The sequence below is a fragment of the Streptomyces sp. NC-S4 genome (assembly GCF_054353315.1).
The window spans coordinates 4,047,155-4,062,109 of sequence record NZ_CM135937.1; the positions used below are offsets into that span (position 1 = coordinate 4,047,155).

At 71.6% G+C, this 14,955-nt stretch carries 19 protein-coding genes and 1 pseudogene; 2 read left to right on the forward strand and 18 right to left on the reverse strand.

The genetic code is table 11. The annotated features are described in order from the left end of the window. Window positions 1-125: 125 nt before the first annotated feature. Window positions 126-665, reverse strand: coding sequence for a hypothetical protein (locus ACXNSR_RS17845; RefSeq protein WP_458642988.1), 540 nt, complete (start codon window positions 663-665; stop codon window positions 126-128). Between the two features lie 23 nt (window positions 666-688). After that, window positions 689-1,072: a helix-turn-helix domain-containing protein gene (locus ACXNSR_RS17850; protein WP_037717984.1), complete on the reverse strand. Its 384-nt coding sequence runs from the start codon at window positions 1,070-1,072 to the stop codon at window positions 689-691. 77 nt (window positions 1,073-1,149) lie between these two features. On the opposite strand from ACXNSR_RS17850, the pseudogene ACXNSR_RS17855 reads away from it, so the two are divergent. Next, window positions 1,150-1,623 (forward strand): annotated as a pseudogene (locus ACXNSR_RS17855) (NUDIX domain-containing protein); the annotation flags it as partial. Here the strand turns inward: ACXNSR_RS17855 and ACXNSR_RS17860 are convergent. The 4 genes from ACXNSR_RS17860 to ACXNSR_RS17875 all read right to left on the reverse strand — a co-directional run bounded on the left by ACXNSR_RS17860 (window position 1,617) and on the right by ACXNSR_RS17875 (window position 4,945). After that, window positions 1,617-2,213 (reverse strand): hypothetical protein, encoded by a 597-nt coding sequence (locus ACXNSR_RS17860; protein WP_458642989.1) that lies wholly within the window; start codon window positions 2,211-2,213, stop codon window positions 1,617-1,619. The pseudogene ACXNSR_RS17855 and the gene ACXNSR_RS17860 overlap by 7 nt on opposite strands. Window positions 2,214-2,239: 26 nt before the next feature. Then, entirely contained in the window at window positions 2,240-3,001 is a 762-nt protein-coding gene (locus ACXNSR_RS17865) for a putative protein N(5)-glutamine methyltransferase (RefSeq protein WP_458642990.1), read from the reverse strand. 65 nt (window positions 3,002-3,066) lie between these two features. Further along, the gene (locus ACXNSR_RS17870; RefSeq protein WP_458642991.1) at window positions 3,067-4,311 is read right to left on the reverse strand and encodes a GNAT family N-acetyltransferase; all 1,245 of its coding nucleotides are present in this window, start codon (window positions 4,309-4,311) and stop codon (window positions 3,067-3,069) included. A gap of 58 nt (window positions 4,312-4,369) precedes the next feature. Next, window positions 4,370-4,945 carry an RsiG family protein gene (locus ACXNSR_RS17875; RefSeq protein WP_458642992.1) on the reverse strand — a complete coding sequence of 192 codons (576 nt, stop codon included), beginning with the start codon at window positions 4,943-4,945 and terminating at the stop codon, window positions 4,370-4,372. A gap of 135 nt (window positions 4,946-5,080) precedes the next feature. Here ACXNSR_RS17875 and dtd point away from each other — a divergent pair, with 135 nt between their 5' ends. Continuing rightward, window positions 5,081-5,506 carry a D-aminoacyl-tRNA deacylase gene (gene dtd, locus ACXNSR_RS17880; RefSeq protein WP_030011201.1) on the forward strand — a complete coding sequence of 142 codons (426 nt, stop codon included), beginning with the start codon at window positions 5,081-5,083 and terminating at the stop codon, window positions 5,504-5,506. A 15-nt stretch (window positions 5,507-5,521) separates the two neighbouring features. Here dtd and ygfZ read toward each other — a convergent pair whose 3' ends face one another. The 12 genes from ygfZ to ACXNSR_RS17940 all read right to left on the reverse strand — a co-directional run bounded on the left by ygfZ (window position 5,522) and on the right by ACXNSR_RS17940 (window position 14,954). After that, window positions 5,522-6,496 (reverse strand): CAF17-like 4Fe-4S cluster assembly/insertion protein YgfZ, encoded by a 975-nt coding sequence (ygfZ, locus tag ACXNSR_RS17885; protein ID WP_458642993.1) that lies wholly within the window; start codon window positions 6,494-6,496, stop codon window positions 5,522-5,524. A gap of 21 nt (window positions 6,497-6,517) precedes the next feature. Beyond that, window positions 6,518-6,973 carry a Fur family transcriptional regulator gene (locus ACXNSR_RS17890; RefSeq protein WP_458642994.1) on the reverse strand — a complete coding sequence of 152 codons (456 nt, stop codon included), beginning with the start codon at window positions 6,971-6,973 and terminating at the stop codon, window positions 6,518-6,520. 93 nt (window positions 6,974-7,066) lie between these two features. Then, the gene (locus ACXNSR_RS17895; RefSeq protein ID WP_030011198.1) at window positions 7,067-7,639 is read right to left on the reverse strand and encodes a heme-binding beta-barrel domain-containing protein; all 573 of its coding nucleotides are present in this window, start codon (window positions 7,637-7,639) and stop codon (window positions 7,067-7,069) included. A 281-nt stretch (window positions 7,640-7,920) separates the two neighbouring features. Then, window positions 7,921-8,874 carry a hypothetical protein gene (locus ACXNSR_RS17900; RefSeq protein WP_458642995.1) on the reverse strand — a complete coding sequence of 318 codons (954 nt, stop codon included), beginning with the start codon at window positions 8,872-8,874 and terminating at the stop codon, window positions 7,921-7,923. Continuing rightward, window positions 8,871-9,725: a hypothetical protein gene (locus ACXNSR_RS17905; protein ID WP_458642996.1), complete on the reverse strand. Its 855-nt coding sequence runs from the start codon at window positions 9,723-9,725 to the stop codon at window positions 8,871-8,873. The genes ACXNSR_RS17900 and ACXNSR_RS17905 overlap by 4 nt, the downstream gene beginning before the upstream one ends. After that, window positions 9,722-10,513, reverse strand: a complete 792-nt coding sequence (locus ACXNSR_RS17910; protein ID WP_458642997.1) for a hypothetical protein — start codon at window positions 10,511-10,513, stop codon at window positions 9,722-9,724. Before ACXNSR_RS17910 ends, ACXNSR_RS17905 begins: the two co-directional genes overlap by 4 nt. A gap of 112 nt (window positions 10,514-10,625) precedes the next feature. After that, on the reverse strand, window positions 10,626-10,889 hold the full coding sequence (locus ACXNSR_RS17915) for a DUF3099 domain-containing protein (RefSeq protein WP_030011782.1): 264 nt from the start codon (window positions 10,887-10,889) through the stop codon (window positions 10,626-10,628). A gap of 135 nt (window positions 10,890-11,024) precedes the next feature. After that, window positions 11,025-11,315, reverse strand: coding sequence for a DUF1416 domain-containing protein (locus tag ACXNSR_RS17920; protein WP_030011783.1), 291 nt, complete (start codon window positions 11,313-11,315; stop codon window positions 11,025-11,027). A 62-nt stretch (window positions 11,316-11,377) separates the two neighbouring features. Next, the gene (locus ACXNSR_RS17925; RefSeq protein ID WP_189734873.1) at window positions 11,378-12,223 is read right to left on the reverse strand and encodes a sulfurtransferase; all 846 of its coding nucleotides are present in this window, start codon (window positions 12,221-12,223) and stop codon (window positions 11,378-11,380) included. A 176-nt stretch (window positions 12,224-12,399) separates the two neighbouring features. Further along, window positions 12,400-12,489: an Ms5788A family Cys-rich leader peptide gene (locus ACXNSR_RS17930; RefSeq protein WP_350875872.1), complete on the reverse strand. Its 90-nt coding sequence runs from the start codon at window positions 12,487-12,489 to the stop codon at window positions 12,400-12,402. A gap of 155 nt (window positions 12,490-12,644) precedes the next feature. Further along, the gene (locus ACXNSR_RS17935; protein ID WP_458642998.1) at window positions 12,645-13,361 is read right to left on the reverse strand and encodes an LmeA family phospholipid-binding protein; all 717 of its coding nucleotides are present in this window, start codon (window positions 13,359-13,361) and stop codon (window positions 12,645-12,647) included. A 63-nt stretch (window positions 13,362-13,424) separates the two neighbouring features. Beyond that, complete coding sequence (locus tag ACXNSR_RS17940) at window positions 13,425-14,954, reverse strand: hypothetical protein (RefSeq protein WP_458642999.1); 1,530 nt, start codon at window positions 14,952-14,954, stop codon at window positions 13,425-13,427. Window position 14,955: the final 1 nt, after the last annotated feature.

Below are 14,955 nucleotides of genomic sequence, written 5' to 3' on the forward strand. Positions count from 1 at the left end.
TCAGCTTCTGCTTCGCACTTCCGATGCCGCCCGACTCCACGCTACCGGCACAGGCCCCTCCATGAACCACAACGGGCCGGGCACCTGAAGGGTGCCCGGCCCGCCGTCGCTCATGCGGCCGTGCTTCAGCTCGCGTCGCCCGCCGTGACCGCGGCCTTCTTGGCCGGGCTCTTGCGCGCGGTGGTCTTCTTCGCGGCGGGCTTCTCCTCGCCGTCGGCCTCGGCCACCGGCTCGGCCGCCACCGGCTCCGCCTCGGGCTCGACGGCCACGGCGATGTCGACGATCTCGGCGGAGACCTCGCCCCGCCAGGTCCGCACGGCCTGCTCGCCGTGCACGGCGACCTTGTCGTAGGTCTCCTTGGCGCGCACCGCGTACTCGGCGGCCACGCCGACACCGCGAAGCGCCAGGTCCTGGGCGGTCTCCCCGAGCTTCTTCGGGTCGATCGCGCCGAGCACCTCGGCGAACTTGGCGGTGACCGCCTCCTGCACAGCCTTCGGGTCCGTGTTCTTCACGGCCTCGATGCGCGCGGGAGCCTCGGCGCGCAGCTGCTCGATCAGGTCGGGCACCTTCTTGGCCTGCTGCACGGCCAGGTCGGCGGTGCCGGCGGCGAAGTAGAGGGGAGTGGGGTCGGTGAGGGTCTTCTTCAGGTCATCGGCGATGGCCATGTGCTGGTCCTCCCGGATCAACTTCAGTTCGGCTTCGACGGCATCTCGTCGGTGGGCACATCGAGCGCGTTCTCCTTGCGGAACGACTCGTAGATCTGGAGCAGCACCTGCTTCTGCCGCTCGTTGATGGAGGGGTCGGCGAGTATGACGGCCCGCGTCTCGACCTCGTCCGGGTCCCGCTCGTCCAGGATCCCGGCCTGCACGTACAGCGTCTCCGCGGAGATCCGCAGCGCCTTGGCGAGCTGCTGCAGGATGTCCGCGCTCGGCTTGCGCAGCCCACGCTCGATCTGGCTCAGGTACGGATTCGACACCCCCGCCTGCTCGGCCAGCTGCCGCAGCGAAAGCTGGGCCTGCCGCCGCTGCTCACGGAGGTATTCGCCGAGATTTCCGACGTTGAGCGATGCCATGCTCAGATCCTGCCCGACCTTGCTAACTATTGCAAGCGACCTGCTTGCAGCATCTCCCACTCGGCGGCGGGCGGGCTGTGACCCGCAGATGGATCCGGACGCCGGAGGCTGAGCGGCAGGCCGTCCGGGAGGGTTTGCTGCACCGGGTCGCCGTGACGGTGTGCCGTGACGAGCGTGGGCGGATCCTCGTCCACCGGCGGTCGGAGCGGCTGCCGCGCTATCCCGGGCTCTACGAGGTCGTCGTCGGTGGCGCCGTGCACGCCGGCGAGTCCTACGAACGGGCCGCCGCGCGGGAGCTGGCCGAAGAGCTGGGCGTTCGGGTGCTGCCGCGCCTGCTGTTCACGTTCGTCAACCGCGGCGGTCTGAGCCCCCACTGGCTCGGCGTGCACACAGCTGTGGTGCCGGACACCGTGACCGCCGATCCCGACGAGGTCGCCTGGCACGGCCGGCTGACCGAGCCGGAGCTGCGGTCGACCCTGCTGGAGTGGCCCTTCACCCCCGACAGCCACGAAGCCTTCAGCCGGTATCTCGCGTTCCGGACCGCTCAGTCGTCGTCGAACTGGAGCTCCGGACGGGTCCAGAGGGTGAGGTCGCTGCTGGTGGCGACCGCCAGGGTCAGGCCGGAGGGGGAGAAACCGGCCGCGCGGAGTTCCGAGTACTCGGAGTGGAAGACGTGCCACCACGAGCCTCCCTCCGGACCTCTGTGGGCACCGCCGTCGGCGGACAGGACGACGCGGTCGTGGGGCCACTCGGGGCTGACCACGTCCAGGGTCCAGCCGTCCGGTGTGGTGCGGTGCAGGCCGCCGCCGAAGAGCCCGGCGATGCGCACCGGGGCGCCCGCGACCGGGCCGAGCCCGGGGCAGGTGAGGTCCGGGTGGGCGTCCGGGGTGCTCGTGTCGGGGTCGGGGTACCGGTCGCGGGCGATCTTCTCGCCGGTGACCGCGTCGAAGAGTCCGTGGCCGTCGCTGGACACGACCATGACGAGGTCGTGTCCGGTGCCGGGATGGACGGCGAAGCCGATGCCGAGCAGCCCCCCGATGGGCGTCCGGCGGTCCAGCACCGGCTGCCACGGCTCCGGGGCCGGCCGGACGGGGGCGGCCAGGTACCGCTCGCGCACCTTCTGCTGGTACTCCGTGATCAACGCATCTCCTCCGTCGACGGGCCGCGTCAGGCCGTGCCGATGACCACCGTCGCGTACAGCTCCTCCGAGGTCACCGCCCGGACCGCGAAGCCCGCCGACGTCAGGGCCGAGGCCGTCGACGGGGACTGGCGGGCGCTCGTCTCGATCAGCAGGTGGCCGCCCGGGGCCAGCCAGGGCAGCGCCCCCGCCGCCACCCGGCGGTGGACGTCCAGGCCGTCGGCCCCGCCGTCCAGCGAGACCAGCGGCTCGTGGTCCCGTGCCTCCGACGGCATGAGGACGATCTCCTCCGTCGGCACGTACGGGGCGTTGACCACCAGCACGTCCACCCGGCCGCGCAGCGAGGACGGGAGCGCCGCGTACAGGTCGCCCTCCCACACCCGGCCGCCGTACGGGGCCACGTTGCGCCGCGCGTACACCAGCGCCGCCGGGTCGATGTCCGCCGCGTGCAGCTCCACGCCGCCCGGCAGCCCCGCGGCCACCGCCGCGCCCAGGGCGCCGACCCCGCAGCACAGGTCCAGTACCACCGCGCCGGGGCGGGCCAGTGCCACCGCCTCCTGCACCAGGAACTCGGTGCGCCGGCGCGGTACGAAGGCCCCCGCGCCGACCTCCATGCGCAGGCCGCAGAACTCCGCCCAGCCGACGACGTGTTCCAGCGGTTCGCCGCCCACCCGGCGGGCCAGCAGCTCCGCCAGGTGGTCCGCGTCGGTGGCGGCCCCGGTCAGGAGCTCCGCCTCCTCCTCCGCGAAGACGCAGCCCGCGGCGCGCAGGGATTCCACAAGTGATGTCACAGAGATTCGGTCCTCAGTACTTGGTGCTTGGTGCTCGGTGCTCGGTACGCGGTCGCCCCGGGCGGTCAGAAGATGTCCGGGCACCACGGCCGGCGCGCGGTGCGGAACACCGCGTCCGCGAGTGCGGCCGCCCCCGGGCGTTCCTCCGTGACCCGCCCCAGCGCGGCCAGCCGCACCGCCGACGCGTCCCCCAGGTACAGGGATCCCAGCTCGGCCACGTCCAGCCGCAGGTCCGCCGCCGCCTCGGTCCGCTCGCACACGCCGGTGCCCGCGTCCAGCCGGTAGCGGCCGGCCGCCGGCCCCGTCCCGTCCGTGACCTCCAGGACGAGCACCCCGGGCACCTCGTACGTCCGCGCGCCCAGCGCCCGTACGACGTCCAGCACCCGCACCCACATGAAGTCCGCGGTGGAGACGACCCGGGCCGAGCGCGGGTCGGGCAGCAGCTGCGGGAGGAGGTCGTCGGGGGCCCGGTAGCCGGTGCGGACCTTCAGCACCCAGTCGATCGAGCACAGGAACTGCCACAGCGCCCGCTCCGCCTGCGGGGTGACCGCCAGCAGGTCGCTGACCTGCACGGTGTTCTGCGGAAGCTTCGCGTCCGTCCAATGGTCGTCGGCACCGTAGACGGCGAGGCCGGCCACTTCCCCCTCCGCCGTCCGGTACACGGCGTAGAACTTCTCCTGATAGGGCCGGTACGACCACTGCTCCAGGCCGGTCTGCAGACTCCACCAGCGCTCGTCCCGGTCCACGGCCCCGGGGGTCCGCGCCCGCAGCCGCTCGTGCAGCCCGGGCCCCACCCGCCGCAGCTCCTCGACGTCCACCAGCTCGATCCGCCCGCCGTCCACGGGCGCCGACAGGCGCCGGTCCAGCCCGGTGCGCGCCACGTCGACCTCCCACTCCACGAGAGAGGTGGCGGGCCCGAACCCGTACCGCCCGTAGATCGGGTACTCGGCGGCGATCAGCGTCGCGAGCGCATCGCCGCGCGCCTTCGCCGCGGCGAACTCGGCGACCATCATCCGGGTCAGCAGACCCTGCCGGCGGTGGGTGGGCAGCACGCCCACGTTGGAGATCGCGGTGGCGCGGACGGCCGCCCCGCCCGGCACGGTCAGCTGCTGCGGGAAGGAGCGCAGGGCGGCCACGCAGCGACCGCTGTCGGCGTCGAACGCCCCCTGCATCCGGGAGAAGTCGCTGTACTTGGCGCGCAGGGCTATGTCGGCCTCGGCCACCCGGTGGGGCGTCAGGAAACCGGTGTGCACGGCGCGCACCCAGTCGGGGAGTTCGGATTCGGCGATCGGCCGGACGTCAGCACTCATAGCCGCCCACGCTAATCGCCCGGCCGCCGTCGGTCGTCCGAATTTCCGCGCCGGTCCGCTACGCCAGCAGGTCGTCCACCTGCGCCTCTCCCTCCCGGTAGCGCCGGGTGATCTCCGTACTGCAGTCGTCCACCGTGCGCTGCAGCTGCTGGCGGCGCCGCGAGACCTGCTGCTCGTAGCGCACCAGCCGCCCCAGCCCGTCGTGCAGTTCACCGTCCGTGCGGGCGCTCAGGTCCGACAGCTCCACGTCGGCCAGCATCTCCGCGGCCAGCAGGCGGTACTCCTCGCTGTGCGGGGTGCCGAGCGTGACGTGCCGCGCGGACGCGCTGCGGCTGGAAGGGGCGTCGGCGAGGATCACCGAGAGCCGGTCCACCACCGGCGCCTCGGGGTCCGTCCGCCGGGCCAGCTCCGCCCGCAGGATGTCGATGCGGCCCTGGAGCAGTCTGCGCACGTAGCTCAGATCGGCCTCGTCGCGCTGCGCGTCACGGCGCAGCGCGCGCAGCTCCGGCAGCCCGAGTGCGGTGGTGGGGCTCGGCGGCCCCTGGATCTCCGCCGTGCGCTGCGCGGGCGGTCGTACCGCGGCAGCTGCGACGGAAGCGGGTGATGCAGGTACGGAGGTACCAGATGTATTCATACGAACGGGTCCGTCCCCTCGACCGGTGCGGCCACCCGCACCGCCTGTGTGCATCGTGCCACTCCCCGTGGCCCGGGTGCAGTCCCACTCCACCCGATCGGCCCCGGACGGGTGCAAGCCTGGTACACAGGTGGTATGCGAGCAGTGGTGCAGAGGGTGGACGGCGCGAGCGTCGTCGTGGGCGGCGAGACCGTCGGCGAGATCGTCGGCGAGGGGTTGTGCGTGCTGGTGGGGGTGACCCACGACGACACCCCGGAGAAGGCGGAGCTGCTGGCCCGCAAACTGTGGTCCGTACGGATCCTGGAGGGCGAGAAGTCCTGCAGCGACAACGGCGCACCGCTGCTGGTGATCTCCCAGTTCACGCTCTACGGCGACGCCCGCAAGGGCCGCCGCCCCACCTGGAACGCGGCCGCCCCCGGCCCGGTGGCCGAGCCGCTGGTCGACGAGGTCGTGGCACAGCTGCGCGCGCTGGGTGCGACGGTGGAGACGGGCCGGTTCGGCGCGGACATGCGGGTCTCGCTGACCAATCACGGCCCGTTCACCATCGTCATCGACATCTGACGGAGGCGGGGGCGGTCAGGGCGCTACGACGACCTCCTGCGCGGCGGCCGTCTTCCCCGCCAGCAGCGGTGCGTCCACCGGCACGTTCCGCTTGACCAGCGCGAGCGCGATCGGGCCCAGCTCGTGGTGGCGGACGGCCGTGGTCACGAAGCCCAGCTGACGGCCCTCCTCCCCGTCCGAGGCGAGCCGCACCGGGGTGCCGTGGGCCGGGAGCAGCACCTCCGAGCCGTCCAGGTGCAGGAAGACCAGGCGGCGCGGGGGCTTCCCCAGGTTGTGGACGCGGGCGACCGTCTCCTGACCGCGGTAGCAGCCCTTCTGCAGGTGCACGGCGGTACCGATCCAGCCCAGCTCGTGCGGGATGGTCCGGTGGTCGGTCTCCTGGCCGAGCCGCGGCCGGTGCGCCTCGACGCGCAGGGCCTCGTACGCGAGCAGGCCCACGGCCGGGCCGTGCGCGGCGGCGAAGGACTCCAGCTCGCCGCGCGGCAGGAAGACGTCCCGGCCGTACGCGGTCTCCCGGACGATGTGCTCCTTGTCCCGCGTGACCTCGGCGATGGAGCCGGCCGGCAGGTGCACGACCGCGAACTCCTCGGTGCGGTCGGCCACTTCGACGCGGTAGAAGAACTTCATGGACTCCAGGTAGGCGATCAGCTCGCCCTGGGTGCCCGGCTCCACGTGCGCCCACGTGGTCTCGCCGTCGTCGACGAGGTAGAGCGCGTGCTCGATGTGCCCGTTCGCGGAGAGGATCAGCGCCTCGGTGGCCTGCCAGGCCGGCAGCTCGGTGAGGTGCTGGGTGAGCAGCAGGTGCAGCCAGCTCAGGCGCTCCGGCCCGCTGACGGTGACGACTCCGCGGTGCGAGAGGTCGACGAAGCCGCGCCCCTCCGCGAGGGCGCGCTGTTCGCCGTACAGCTCGCCGTAGTGGGCGGCGACGCCCTCGTCACGGCCTTCGGCCGGTACGGCGCCGGGGAGATGGAGCAAGGGGCTGCTGGTCATGGGACCAAGCGTACGACCCTGCTACGACTGAGCGGCACGCTGCTTGGCAGCGCACTCGCGGCACAGACCGAAGATCGCGAAGTGCTTCATGTCGGTCTCGAAGCCGAAGGCGGTACGGAGCTTCGCCGTGAACTCGGCGGCGATGTCCACGTCCGCCTCGATGACCTCGCCGCAGTCCCGGCAGACCAGGTGGATGTGGTGGTGCCGGTCGGCGAGGTGGTAGGTGGGGGCCCCGTGCCCGAGGTGGGCGTGCGAGACCAGCTTGAGCTCCTCCAGGAGCTCCAGGGTGCGGTAGACAGTGGAGATGTTGACCCCGGAGGCGGTCTTGCGCACCTCGGCGAGGATCTCGTCCGGGGTGGCGTGCTCCAGGGCGTCGACCGCTTCGAGCACGAGCTGGCGCTGCGGCGTCAGGCGGTATCCGCGCTGCCGCAGGTCGCTCTTCCAGTCAGAGCTTTCGGTGTCCACGCCGCTCCCCACCCGGCCAGTGTATGCGCGCGAAGGGGACCGCGGGCGATCCCGCGGTCCCCTTTCGCACGGCCTTTCGTACAGCCTTGCGTACAGCCGGTGGGCTCAGCGGAAGAAGGCGATGCCGTCGTCCGGCATGTCCGGGAGGTTGCGCGCCATCTCGGCGACCTCCTCGGGCGTGACGACCTTCTTCAGCTGGGCCGACATGTACGGGCGCAGCTCGACGTCCGGGGTGGCCTTCTCGCCGACCCACATGAGGTCGCTCTTCACGTAGCCGTAGAGCCGCTTGCCGCCGCTGTACGGGCCGGAGGCCGCGGTGCGGGCGACCGCGTCGGTGACCAGGTCGATCTGGGGCTTCTGGTCGGCGAGCTCGCCGTACCAGACCTCGACGACGCCCTGGTCACGGACCATGACGATCTCGACCTTGCGGTCCTTGTCGATGCGCCAGTAGCCCGACTCGGACTCCAGCGGGCGCACCTTCTTGCCCTCGGCGTCGAGGACCCAGGTGTGGGAGGTGTACTCCAGGAAGTCCCGGCCGTCGTGGCTGAAGACGACCTCCTGGCCGAAGTTGCACTTCTCCTCACCGGGGAAGTCGAAGACGCCCGCGCCCTCCCAGTTGCCGAGGAGGAAGGCGAGGGGGACGAGGCCCGGGTTCAGGTCGGACGGGATCTGGATCATGAATGGCTGCTCAGGCGATCTGTCGGAGGGGTTCCGGGGCGGTCTGCTGGGCGGATGCTCAGCGCTGACCCTGGTACAGCTTCTTGACGGCCAGGCCGGTGAAGGCCATGACGCCGACGCAGACCAGGACCAGCAGGGAGGTGAAGACTGCCTCAAGCACGGGGTGCTCCTCGGAATTCGTTCGGGGGGTACGGGCCGGTTCCCAAGCCTACTGGGCCGGGGCCGGGCGCACCGTGCGAGGTGGCCCGTAGCCCCGGTCCGGCCGGGAACCGGCCCTGCGGTCAGCTCAGCAGCTGGCTCTGCAGGATCACGGTCTGGTGGAACGGAACGGGAGCCACCTCTCCCTTGCGGGTCTGGATGACCATGCCGAGGACGTCACCCGTCCGGAGGCACCCGATCTTGCTCTGTTCCTCCCCGAGGAGGGGCTTCAGCTCCTGGTACACGCTGAGCTCGGTACCGTCGAAGTTGGCCGCCCCCGGGAAGTCCAGCGTGGTGCTGTTCATCTGGGTGTTCTTGGCCTTGCTCCACACGTCGTCCAGGTCGAGGGCCGAGACCCCGTTCAGCCGCATGTTGCTGTCGCAGCCCTTGAACGCGTCCACGAAGCCCGAGGAATGGAAACGCAGCAGGTACACGTGCGTCCGCGTGCCGTCCGCCGTCGTCCAGCCCCGACCGGTGATCTGCCGCAGCCCGTCCCATTCGAGGGACTGCTTCAGCTTCGGGCGCTCCTCGGGCGTGTACTCCTCCAGGAAGGCGTCGACCGGCACCGTCCCGTCCTTGTCCGCCTTGACCGTGTCGTCCGCCTTGGAGCCCACGGGCGCGGGCAGCAGCAGGCCGGTGAGCGGCGCGTAGTGCGTCCCGTCCTTGTTGTCCGGGCCCTGGGGCAGCGGGGCACCGGCGGGCAGCGCGGGCTGGGACAGCGTGGGGAACGTCCAGCGGCCGTCGTCCTCGGTGGACAGGCCGGGGATGTCGGTGCGCTCGGGCACCGTGATCCCGTACGCGACCCCCGCGCCGACGGTGGCGAAGACGACGACGGCGGCGGTCCAGCGCAGGGCGGCGAACAGGCGTCGCCGGTCCTTGGGCGGGGCCGGCACGGCCTCGGCCGCCCCGGCGGTCGCCGCGGTCGCGTCGGTGGGCTCCGCGACCGTGTCGGTGGGCGTGGGCTCCGGGGCGGTCGCGGTCGCGGTCGCGGCCTCGGGCTCGGGCCCGGTGGCCGCGGTGGTGGTCTGCTCGCTCACGCGGACTCTCCGGGGGACTTGATGTGGTCGAGTTGCTGCTTGAACAGGCTCGCGGCGTCCTTCACCACGAATCCCTCGCTGCCGTACATCCGGAAACTCACCATGACGTCTCCCTCGACGGCGAGGCAGTCGAGGGACTGGAGCTTCTCCTTCTTCTTGTCCTTGTCCTTCTCGACGACGACGGAGTTCACCGAGCACTTGGCCTGCGGGTGTCCGTCCACCTTCGGCGCCTCGCCGTCGGAACCGGAGAGCTCGATCAGCTTCCCGGCGAACTCGCCGAACTTGGCGAGCTGCTGCGGGTCGGCCTGCACGAGCTGGATCTCGGCGACCACACCGCCGCCGACGCCGTCCTTGCGCGAGTAGCTGCGCCCGGCCAGGCCCTTGAGCTTCAGGTCGCCGAGCACCTTGTCGCGCTCGCCGCGCTGGCTGCTGGACAGCCCCTTGCGGGCGTCCTTGAAGGTCTCCAGCGCCCGGTCGCCCGAGATGAAGTAGTAGTTGCCCTCTTTGTCGATGTCGGGGCCGGCCCAGTAGTCGTTGGGCATCGGCAGCAGCTTGCCCGTGAGTGCGTTCGGGGGCACGGACGGCACCGGGGCCTGCGTCCCGCTCGTCGTGTGGTCCTCGGCCAGCCAGTACCGCGTCGGCGAGGTCCGGTCGGCGCCGGAGAGCGCGACCGCCGCTCCGAGGCCGGCGCCGACGAGGACGACGACGCCCACGCCGGCCGCCACGAGCGTGACCACCTTGCGGTTCATCCTGCGCCGGGGCGCGGCGGCGGCCGGCGGCTCGGCCCAGGGTCCCGCCCCGGCGGCGTCGGTCACGTTCTGCTGCTCGCTCACGTTCTGCTGCTCGCTCACAGCCGCTCCATCTGTCGCTTGGCCAGGTCGGCCAGGGCGTTCTCGTCGACATCGCCGCGGTTGTTCACGTACATGATGGTCACCACGGTGTCGCCACGGCGGACGACGGCACGGCCACCGCGGATCGGCTCGTATCCCGGCTTCTCGTGCGCCTTCGAGTCGACCCACATGTGGCCGAACTCGTCGGGGACTCCCTGCACTTCCTTGCCCGCGTTGCCCGCGTACTCCTTCGTGGGCATGTAGTGCTCGATGCCCAGCTGGAAGTCCTCGGCCTCGTTGCGGTCGTGGAACTGGAGCAGGTAGATCTGGACGAAGTTCCGGTCGGACTCCGCCCATTCCACGGAGGCGATGCTCCGGGTCCGGTCGGTGATGAGGCCGCCGAGACCTCCGGAGACCTCCTTGTAGTACTCCGCGGCGAACAGGTCCAGGGGAAGTGCGCCCGAGAACTCGCTCTTCGCTCCGCCCGGGACATCCAGCAGCTTCTTCGCCAGCTCCTCGTCCGCCTTGTGCCAGCGGTTGGCGTTGATCGAGCGCTTGGTCGTCGCGTCGTTCATCGCCTGCGGCTTCGGCCCGGCCATCGTCTGCTGGGCCAGCGGCGGCAGCGGAGTGGGCTCGCGGTGGTACTGGACCGCGTAGCCGGTGATCGTCCCGGCGAGGACGCCGAGCGCCGCCGCGCCCGCGATCAGGAGAGCCGTGCGCCCCACCCGGCGGCGCGGGACCGAAGCGTCCGGCTCCGGCGCGCTCTCCCCCTCGTTCCGCGGCTCCGGGATGGTCTGTTCGTGTTCCAAAGGGGTCCCCCACAGACTGCAGGCGCGAGCTGGTTACCCGCGCGTACCCCTTGACCCACACCGCGACGGACCAGTTGTACGAGGAAAGATCACATTCTCGTCTCGGGAGGTTTCAGTCCTCGTGACGCCGCTTTCCGTCCAGTTCGTCCCACCACTCGTCGGACTTCGGATCGCCCGAGGGGTCGTCCCACCAGCGGTCGTCCGGGCCGCGCCGGTTGGCGATCATCGCGGCGACCGGCGGGATGACCATCGCGACCACGCACATGGCCACCGCCGCCTCCACGGACAGCAGGCGCACGAAGGTCCAGGCGGAGACGAAGAGGACCAGGCATCCGCCCATGAGCAGGAAGTAGGCGCGCCGGCGCCGGGCGTACATGCCTCCAGCGTAGATCCGGCACCCCCACGCGCAAGGGTGCGGACGGCACGAAGGGCCGCACCCCGTTCCAGTGGCGTCCAACCCCCGGGGGTGCGGCCCTTCGGCCGTTCGATCAGGCGATCACATGCGCGGTGCTCAGACCGCGATCGCCACGTCCGTCACACCGCCGGCCTCGGCGACGACCACGGCACGGTCCGCCTGGGCACCCGGGACGAGCGCCCGCAGCGTCCAGGAGCCGGTGGCGGCGTAGAAGCGGAACTGGCCGGTCGCCGAGGTCGGGACCTCCGCGGTGAACTCGCCGGTCGAGTCCAGCAGGCGGACGTAGCCGGAAACCGGCTCGCCGTCCTTGGTGATCTGACCCTGGATGGCGGTCTCACCGGGCTTCAGCGTCGCGAGGTCGGGCCCGCCGATCTGTGCTCCACACATGTTCTCTGTCCTGTCCTGGAGAGGTCGTACTACGAGGGCGTCGCGTGCCCGGTCGTCTGGATTTACTTGTTGGCGCCGAGCTCGATCGGCACGCCGACGAGCGAGCCGTACTCGGTCCACGAACCGTCGTAGTTCTTGACGTTCTCCTGGCCCAGGAGCTCGTGCAGCACGAACCACGTGAGCGCGGAGCGCTCACCGATGCGGCAGTAGGCGATGGTGTCCTTCGCCAGATCGACCTGCTCCGCCTGGTAGAGGGCGGTCAGCTCGTCGTCCGACTTGAAGGTGCCGTCGTCGTTGGCGTTCTTCGACCACGGGATGTTGCGGGCGCTCGGCACGTGGCCGGGGCGCTGCGACTGCTCCTGCGGGAGGTGGGCCGGGGCGAGCAGCTTGCCGGAGAACTCGTCGGGCGAACGGACGTCGACCAGGTTCAGGGAGCCGATCGCGGCCACGACGTCGTCGCGGAAGGCGCGGATGGAGGTGTCCTGGGCCTTGGCCTTGTACTCGGTGGCCGGGCGGTTCGGGACGTCCTTGCCGTCGACCAGGTCGCGGGAGTCGAGCTCCCACTTCTTGCGGCCGCCGTCGAGGAGCTTGACGTCCTGGTGGCCGTAGAGCTTGAAGTACCAGTAGGCGTAGGACGCGAACCAGTTGTTGTTGCCGCCGTAGAGGACGACGGTGTCGTCGTTGGAGATGCCCTTGGCGGAGAGGAGCTTCTCGAAGCCCTCCTGGTCCACGAAGTCGCGGCGGACCGGGTCCTGGAGGTCGCTCTTCCAGTCGATCCGGACGGCGTTGGTGATGTGGTTCTTGTCGTACGCGGACGTGTCCTCGTCCACCTCGACGATGACGACATTGGCGTCGTTCAGGTGGGCCTCGACCCAGTCGGCGTCTACGAGGACGTCGCTGCGGCTCATGGTGTTCTCCTCCGGGGCAGTGTGCGGCGGGGCTGTGCTGGTAACGCGTGCTGCGTGCCTGCGGGTGCGCTCGAGATCCTGCGCGGGGAGGCGTCAGGTGATCAGGAGGCTGGTGCGGTCACGCGGGAAGGGCCGTGGGGCCGTCGTCCGGTCGATGGAGCGGATGCGCTCACAGTTCACATGGATCGACAGAGCATGGCGGCGACGCGACACAGGTCTACTGCCCGTCGCTTCGTGAGGTCCGCCTGCTGATGCTTCATAGCCATGGATCGTAGGGACGAATCAGCCGCCCTGTCACCGGCGTGTCATATATCGAGACAGGATCGTCCGAATAGTGGGATGCGAGGGCCCCCGGCGACCCCCGCGCCGCCTCCGGGACCTGCCGTGCGGCCCGTCCTTCTGCGGATCGGACCGCACCGTCTCACGATCCGGCCACCACCACGTTCGTGCCGCCCAGCGTGAGGTGCACACCGGCCTCGTCCGAGGTCAGGGACGAGAGCTGGAGCCCGGCCGGCATGCCGCTGCCGAGGTCGCGGTCGAAGTCGGTCTTCTTGCGGATCTCCCTCTCGACCACCGCGACGCCCCCGCCGGGCACGGCGTCGGCACGTACACGGACGATCTTGCCGCCCTTGCCGCCCGGCGCGTCCTCGAGGGTGACGGTCGACACCACGCTGTGCGTCAGGACCTTGCCGAAGACGCTCACCGAGGCGGTGACCTTCACCTTGCCGGGCGCCCCGCCGTAGGAGAGGGTCGCGCCGCTCTGCGAGGCCGCCGTCAGGTCGGCGTACGTGATGAGGGCGCTGCCCTCGGCCCGGTCGGCGGTGCCGCCGCTGTAGTCACCGTTCAGCTTCACGCCCCGGAAGCTCGCGTCCAGCTCCGACAGCCGCGTCCTGCGGTCCTCGGCGGTGATCTCGATGCCCCGCAGCTTCAGGTCCACCCGGTCGAGGTCGCGGCTGAGCACCTGGGTCAGGAAGGGGAAGCCGTGGACTTCCACCTCCGAGGAACCGGCCGGGCCCTGCCGCGCCTGTATTCGGTCGGCCAGCCGGTTCTCGACGTAACTCGCGGCCCAGCGGTCCACCCCGACGAACAGGGCCCCCAGAACCACTCCGACGATCACAACGACACGCAGGAAACGCACGTTCCCTCCCCCTACTAATCGGTACGTGCGCTCTAGTTGACCATGCCGGTCGTCGGACAGGGATCAGCTCACCACCCGCCCGATCAGGTACACGGCGGGAGCGGCCGCCGCCAGGGGCAGGGCCACACCGGCCGTCATGTGGACGAACTTCGACGGGTAGTCGTACGCCGCCACGCGCAGCCCGACCAGCGCGCACACCCCGGCGACGAGACCCACCAGCGCCCCGCCCGCACCGATCGGGGTCAGCCCGCCGACCGCGATGCCGGCACCGGCGGCCGCGGCGAGCGAGACGCCGACCGAGGGGGCGGTGGGCAGCGGCAGCGCACGGGCGAAGACGGCGACCGCGACGGCCGCCGCGCCGACCGTGGCGGCGGCGGAATCGGCCGCGAGATAGCCGGCGCAGACGATGGCGAGGGCGGCCGAGGCCACCGAGGCCATCAGCCCGTACATCCGCTCGTCGGGATCGGCGTGGCTGCGCAGCTGCAGGACGAGCGTCAGCAGCACCCAGGCGCCGAGGGTCCCCACGATCGCGCCGGGCCCGTAGAGGGGGTCGACGGCGAGCACGGCCACGTCGGCGACGACGGCTCCGGCGAAGGCGAGGGCGATGCCCTGGCGGGCGGGCCACATGCCGTTGAGGCGGAACCAGCCGGCCGCCGTGAGGCCCTGCAGGGCGATCAGCGGCAGGAGCAGGGCGTACTGGCCGAGGGCCGCGGCCGCGGCGAGCAGCAGTCCGAGCACGGCGGTGAGTATGGCGGACTGCGGACCGGGGTCGATGATCGGCGACCGGCCCTCGGCCCGTGCCTGGGCGGGGTCGACGGCGCGCAGGGTGTTGCCGCCCAGGGTGGGCGGGGACCAGGAGGTGATCTCCTGCGGCTCGCCGGGGGTGGCGGCCGGGTCCTGGTCCGGGCCGGGCGCCGCCTGCGGCGGCATTCCTCCGGCCACCGGAGGCAGGTACGCGGTCTCCTCGACCGGCGGCGACTGCCGGGGCTGCTGCACCGGCGGCGACTGCCGGGGCTGCTGCTGTACGTCGGGCCCGGGGCCCGGGTACGGCGGCAGGTAGGCCGTCTCGGCACCCTGCGGCCAGCCCTGGACCGGTGCCTGGGCCCCGTCCCGGTACCAGCCCTCCGGAGCCGCCGCCTGCTGGGGCTGGTGGGACTGGGGCTGGTGCTGCTGGTCGTGCCCGGGACCCGGATACGGCGGCAGGTAGGCCGTCTCGGCACCCTGCGGCCAGCCCTGGACCGGGGCCGCGGCCGGCGCCTGAGCCCGGTCCCCGTCCCGGTACCAGCCCTCCGGGGCCACCGGCTGCGGGTACGGCTCCGGGACCGGGCCGGGGGCGTAGCCGCCGGCGGCGGAGCCGTCCGTCCAGGGGCCCGGGGCGGCCGGAGCCGCCTGCGCCTCGTCGCGGAACCAGCCCTCGGGCGCGGCAGGCTGCCCCGGCACCGCGCCCAGCGGCGGGTGCACCGGCTGGTAGCTGGTGTCCCAGGTGTCCGACTGCCAGGTCTGGGTCCCGTACGGGTCCTCCTGCTGCTGGTGCTGGTGTTGTTGCTGCTGCTGCGCGTACTGGCGGCGCTGCTGCTCTTCAGGCGTACTCATC

Coding starts and splice junctions, on each gene's coding strand:
- ACXNSR_RS17845 (WP_458642988.1), bottom strand. CDS start 665: ATGGCCATCGCCGATGACCTGAAGAAGACCCTCACCGACCCCACTCCC.
- ACXNSR_RS17940 (WP_458642999.1), bottom strand. CDS start 14,954: ATGAGTACGCCTGAAGAGCAGCAGCGCCGCCAGTACGCGCAGCAGCAG.
- ACXNSR_RS17870 (WP_458642991.1), bottom strand. CDS start 4,311: ATGAGTGCTGACGTCCGGCCGATCGCCGAATCCGAACTCCCCGACTGG.
- ACXNSR_RS17930 (WP_350875872.1), bottom strand. CDS start 12,489: ATGGCTATGAAGCATCAGCAGGCGGACCTCACGAAGCGACGGGCAGTA.
- ACXNSR_RS17925 (WP_189734873.1), bottom strand. CDS start 12,223: ATGAGCCGCAGCGACGTCCTCGTAGACGCCGACTGGGTCGAGGCCCAC.
- ACXNSR_RS17850 (WP_037717984.1), bottom strand. CDS start 1,072: ATGGCATCGCTCAACGTCGGAAATCTCGGCGAATACCTCCGTGAGCAG.
- ACXNSR_RS17915 (WP_030011782.1), bottom strand. CDS start 10,889: ATGTACGCCCGGCGCCGGCGCGCCTACTTCCTGCTCATGGGCGGATGC.
- ACXNSR_RS17895 (WP_030011198.1), bottom strand. CDS start 7,639: ATGATCCAGATCCCGTCCGACCTGAACCCGGGCCTCGTCCCCCTCGCC.
- dtd (WP_030011201.1), top strand. CDS start 5,081: ATGCGAGCAGTGGTGCAGAGGGTGGACGGCGCGAGCGTCGTCGTGGGC.
- ygfZ (WP_458642993.1), bottom strand. CDS start 6,496: ATGACCAGCAGCCCCTTGCTCCATCTCCCCGGCGCCGTACCGGCCGAA.
- ACXNSR_RS17920 (WP_030011783.1), bottom strand. CDS start 11,315: ATGTGTGGAGCACAGATCGGCGGGCCCGACCTCGCGACGCTGAAGCCC.
- ACXNSR_RS17875 (WP_458642992.1), bottom strand. CDS start 4,945: ATGAATACATCTGGTACCTCCGTACCTGCATCACCCGCTTCCGTCGCA.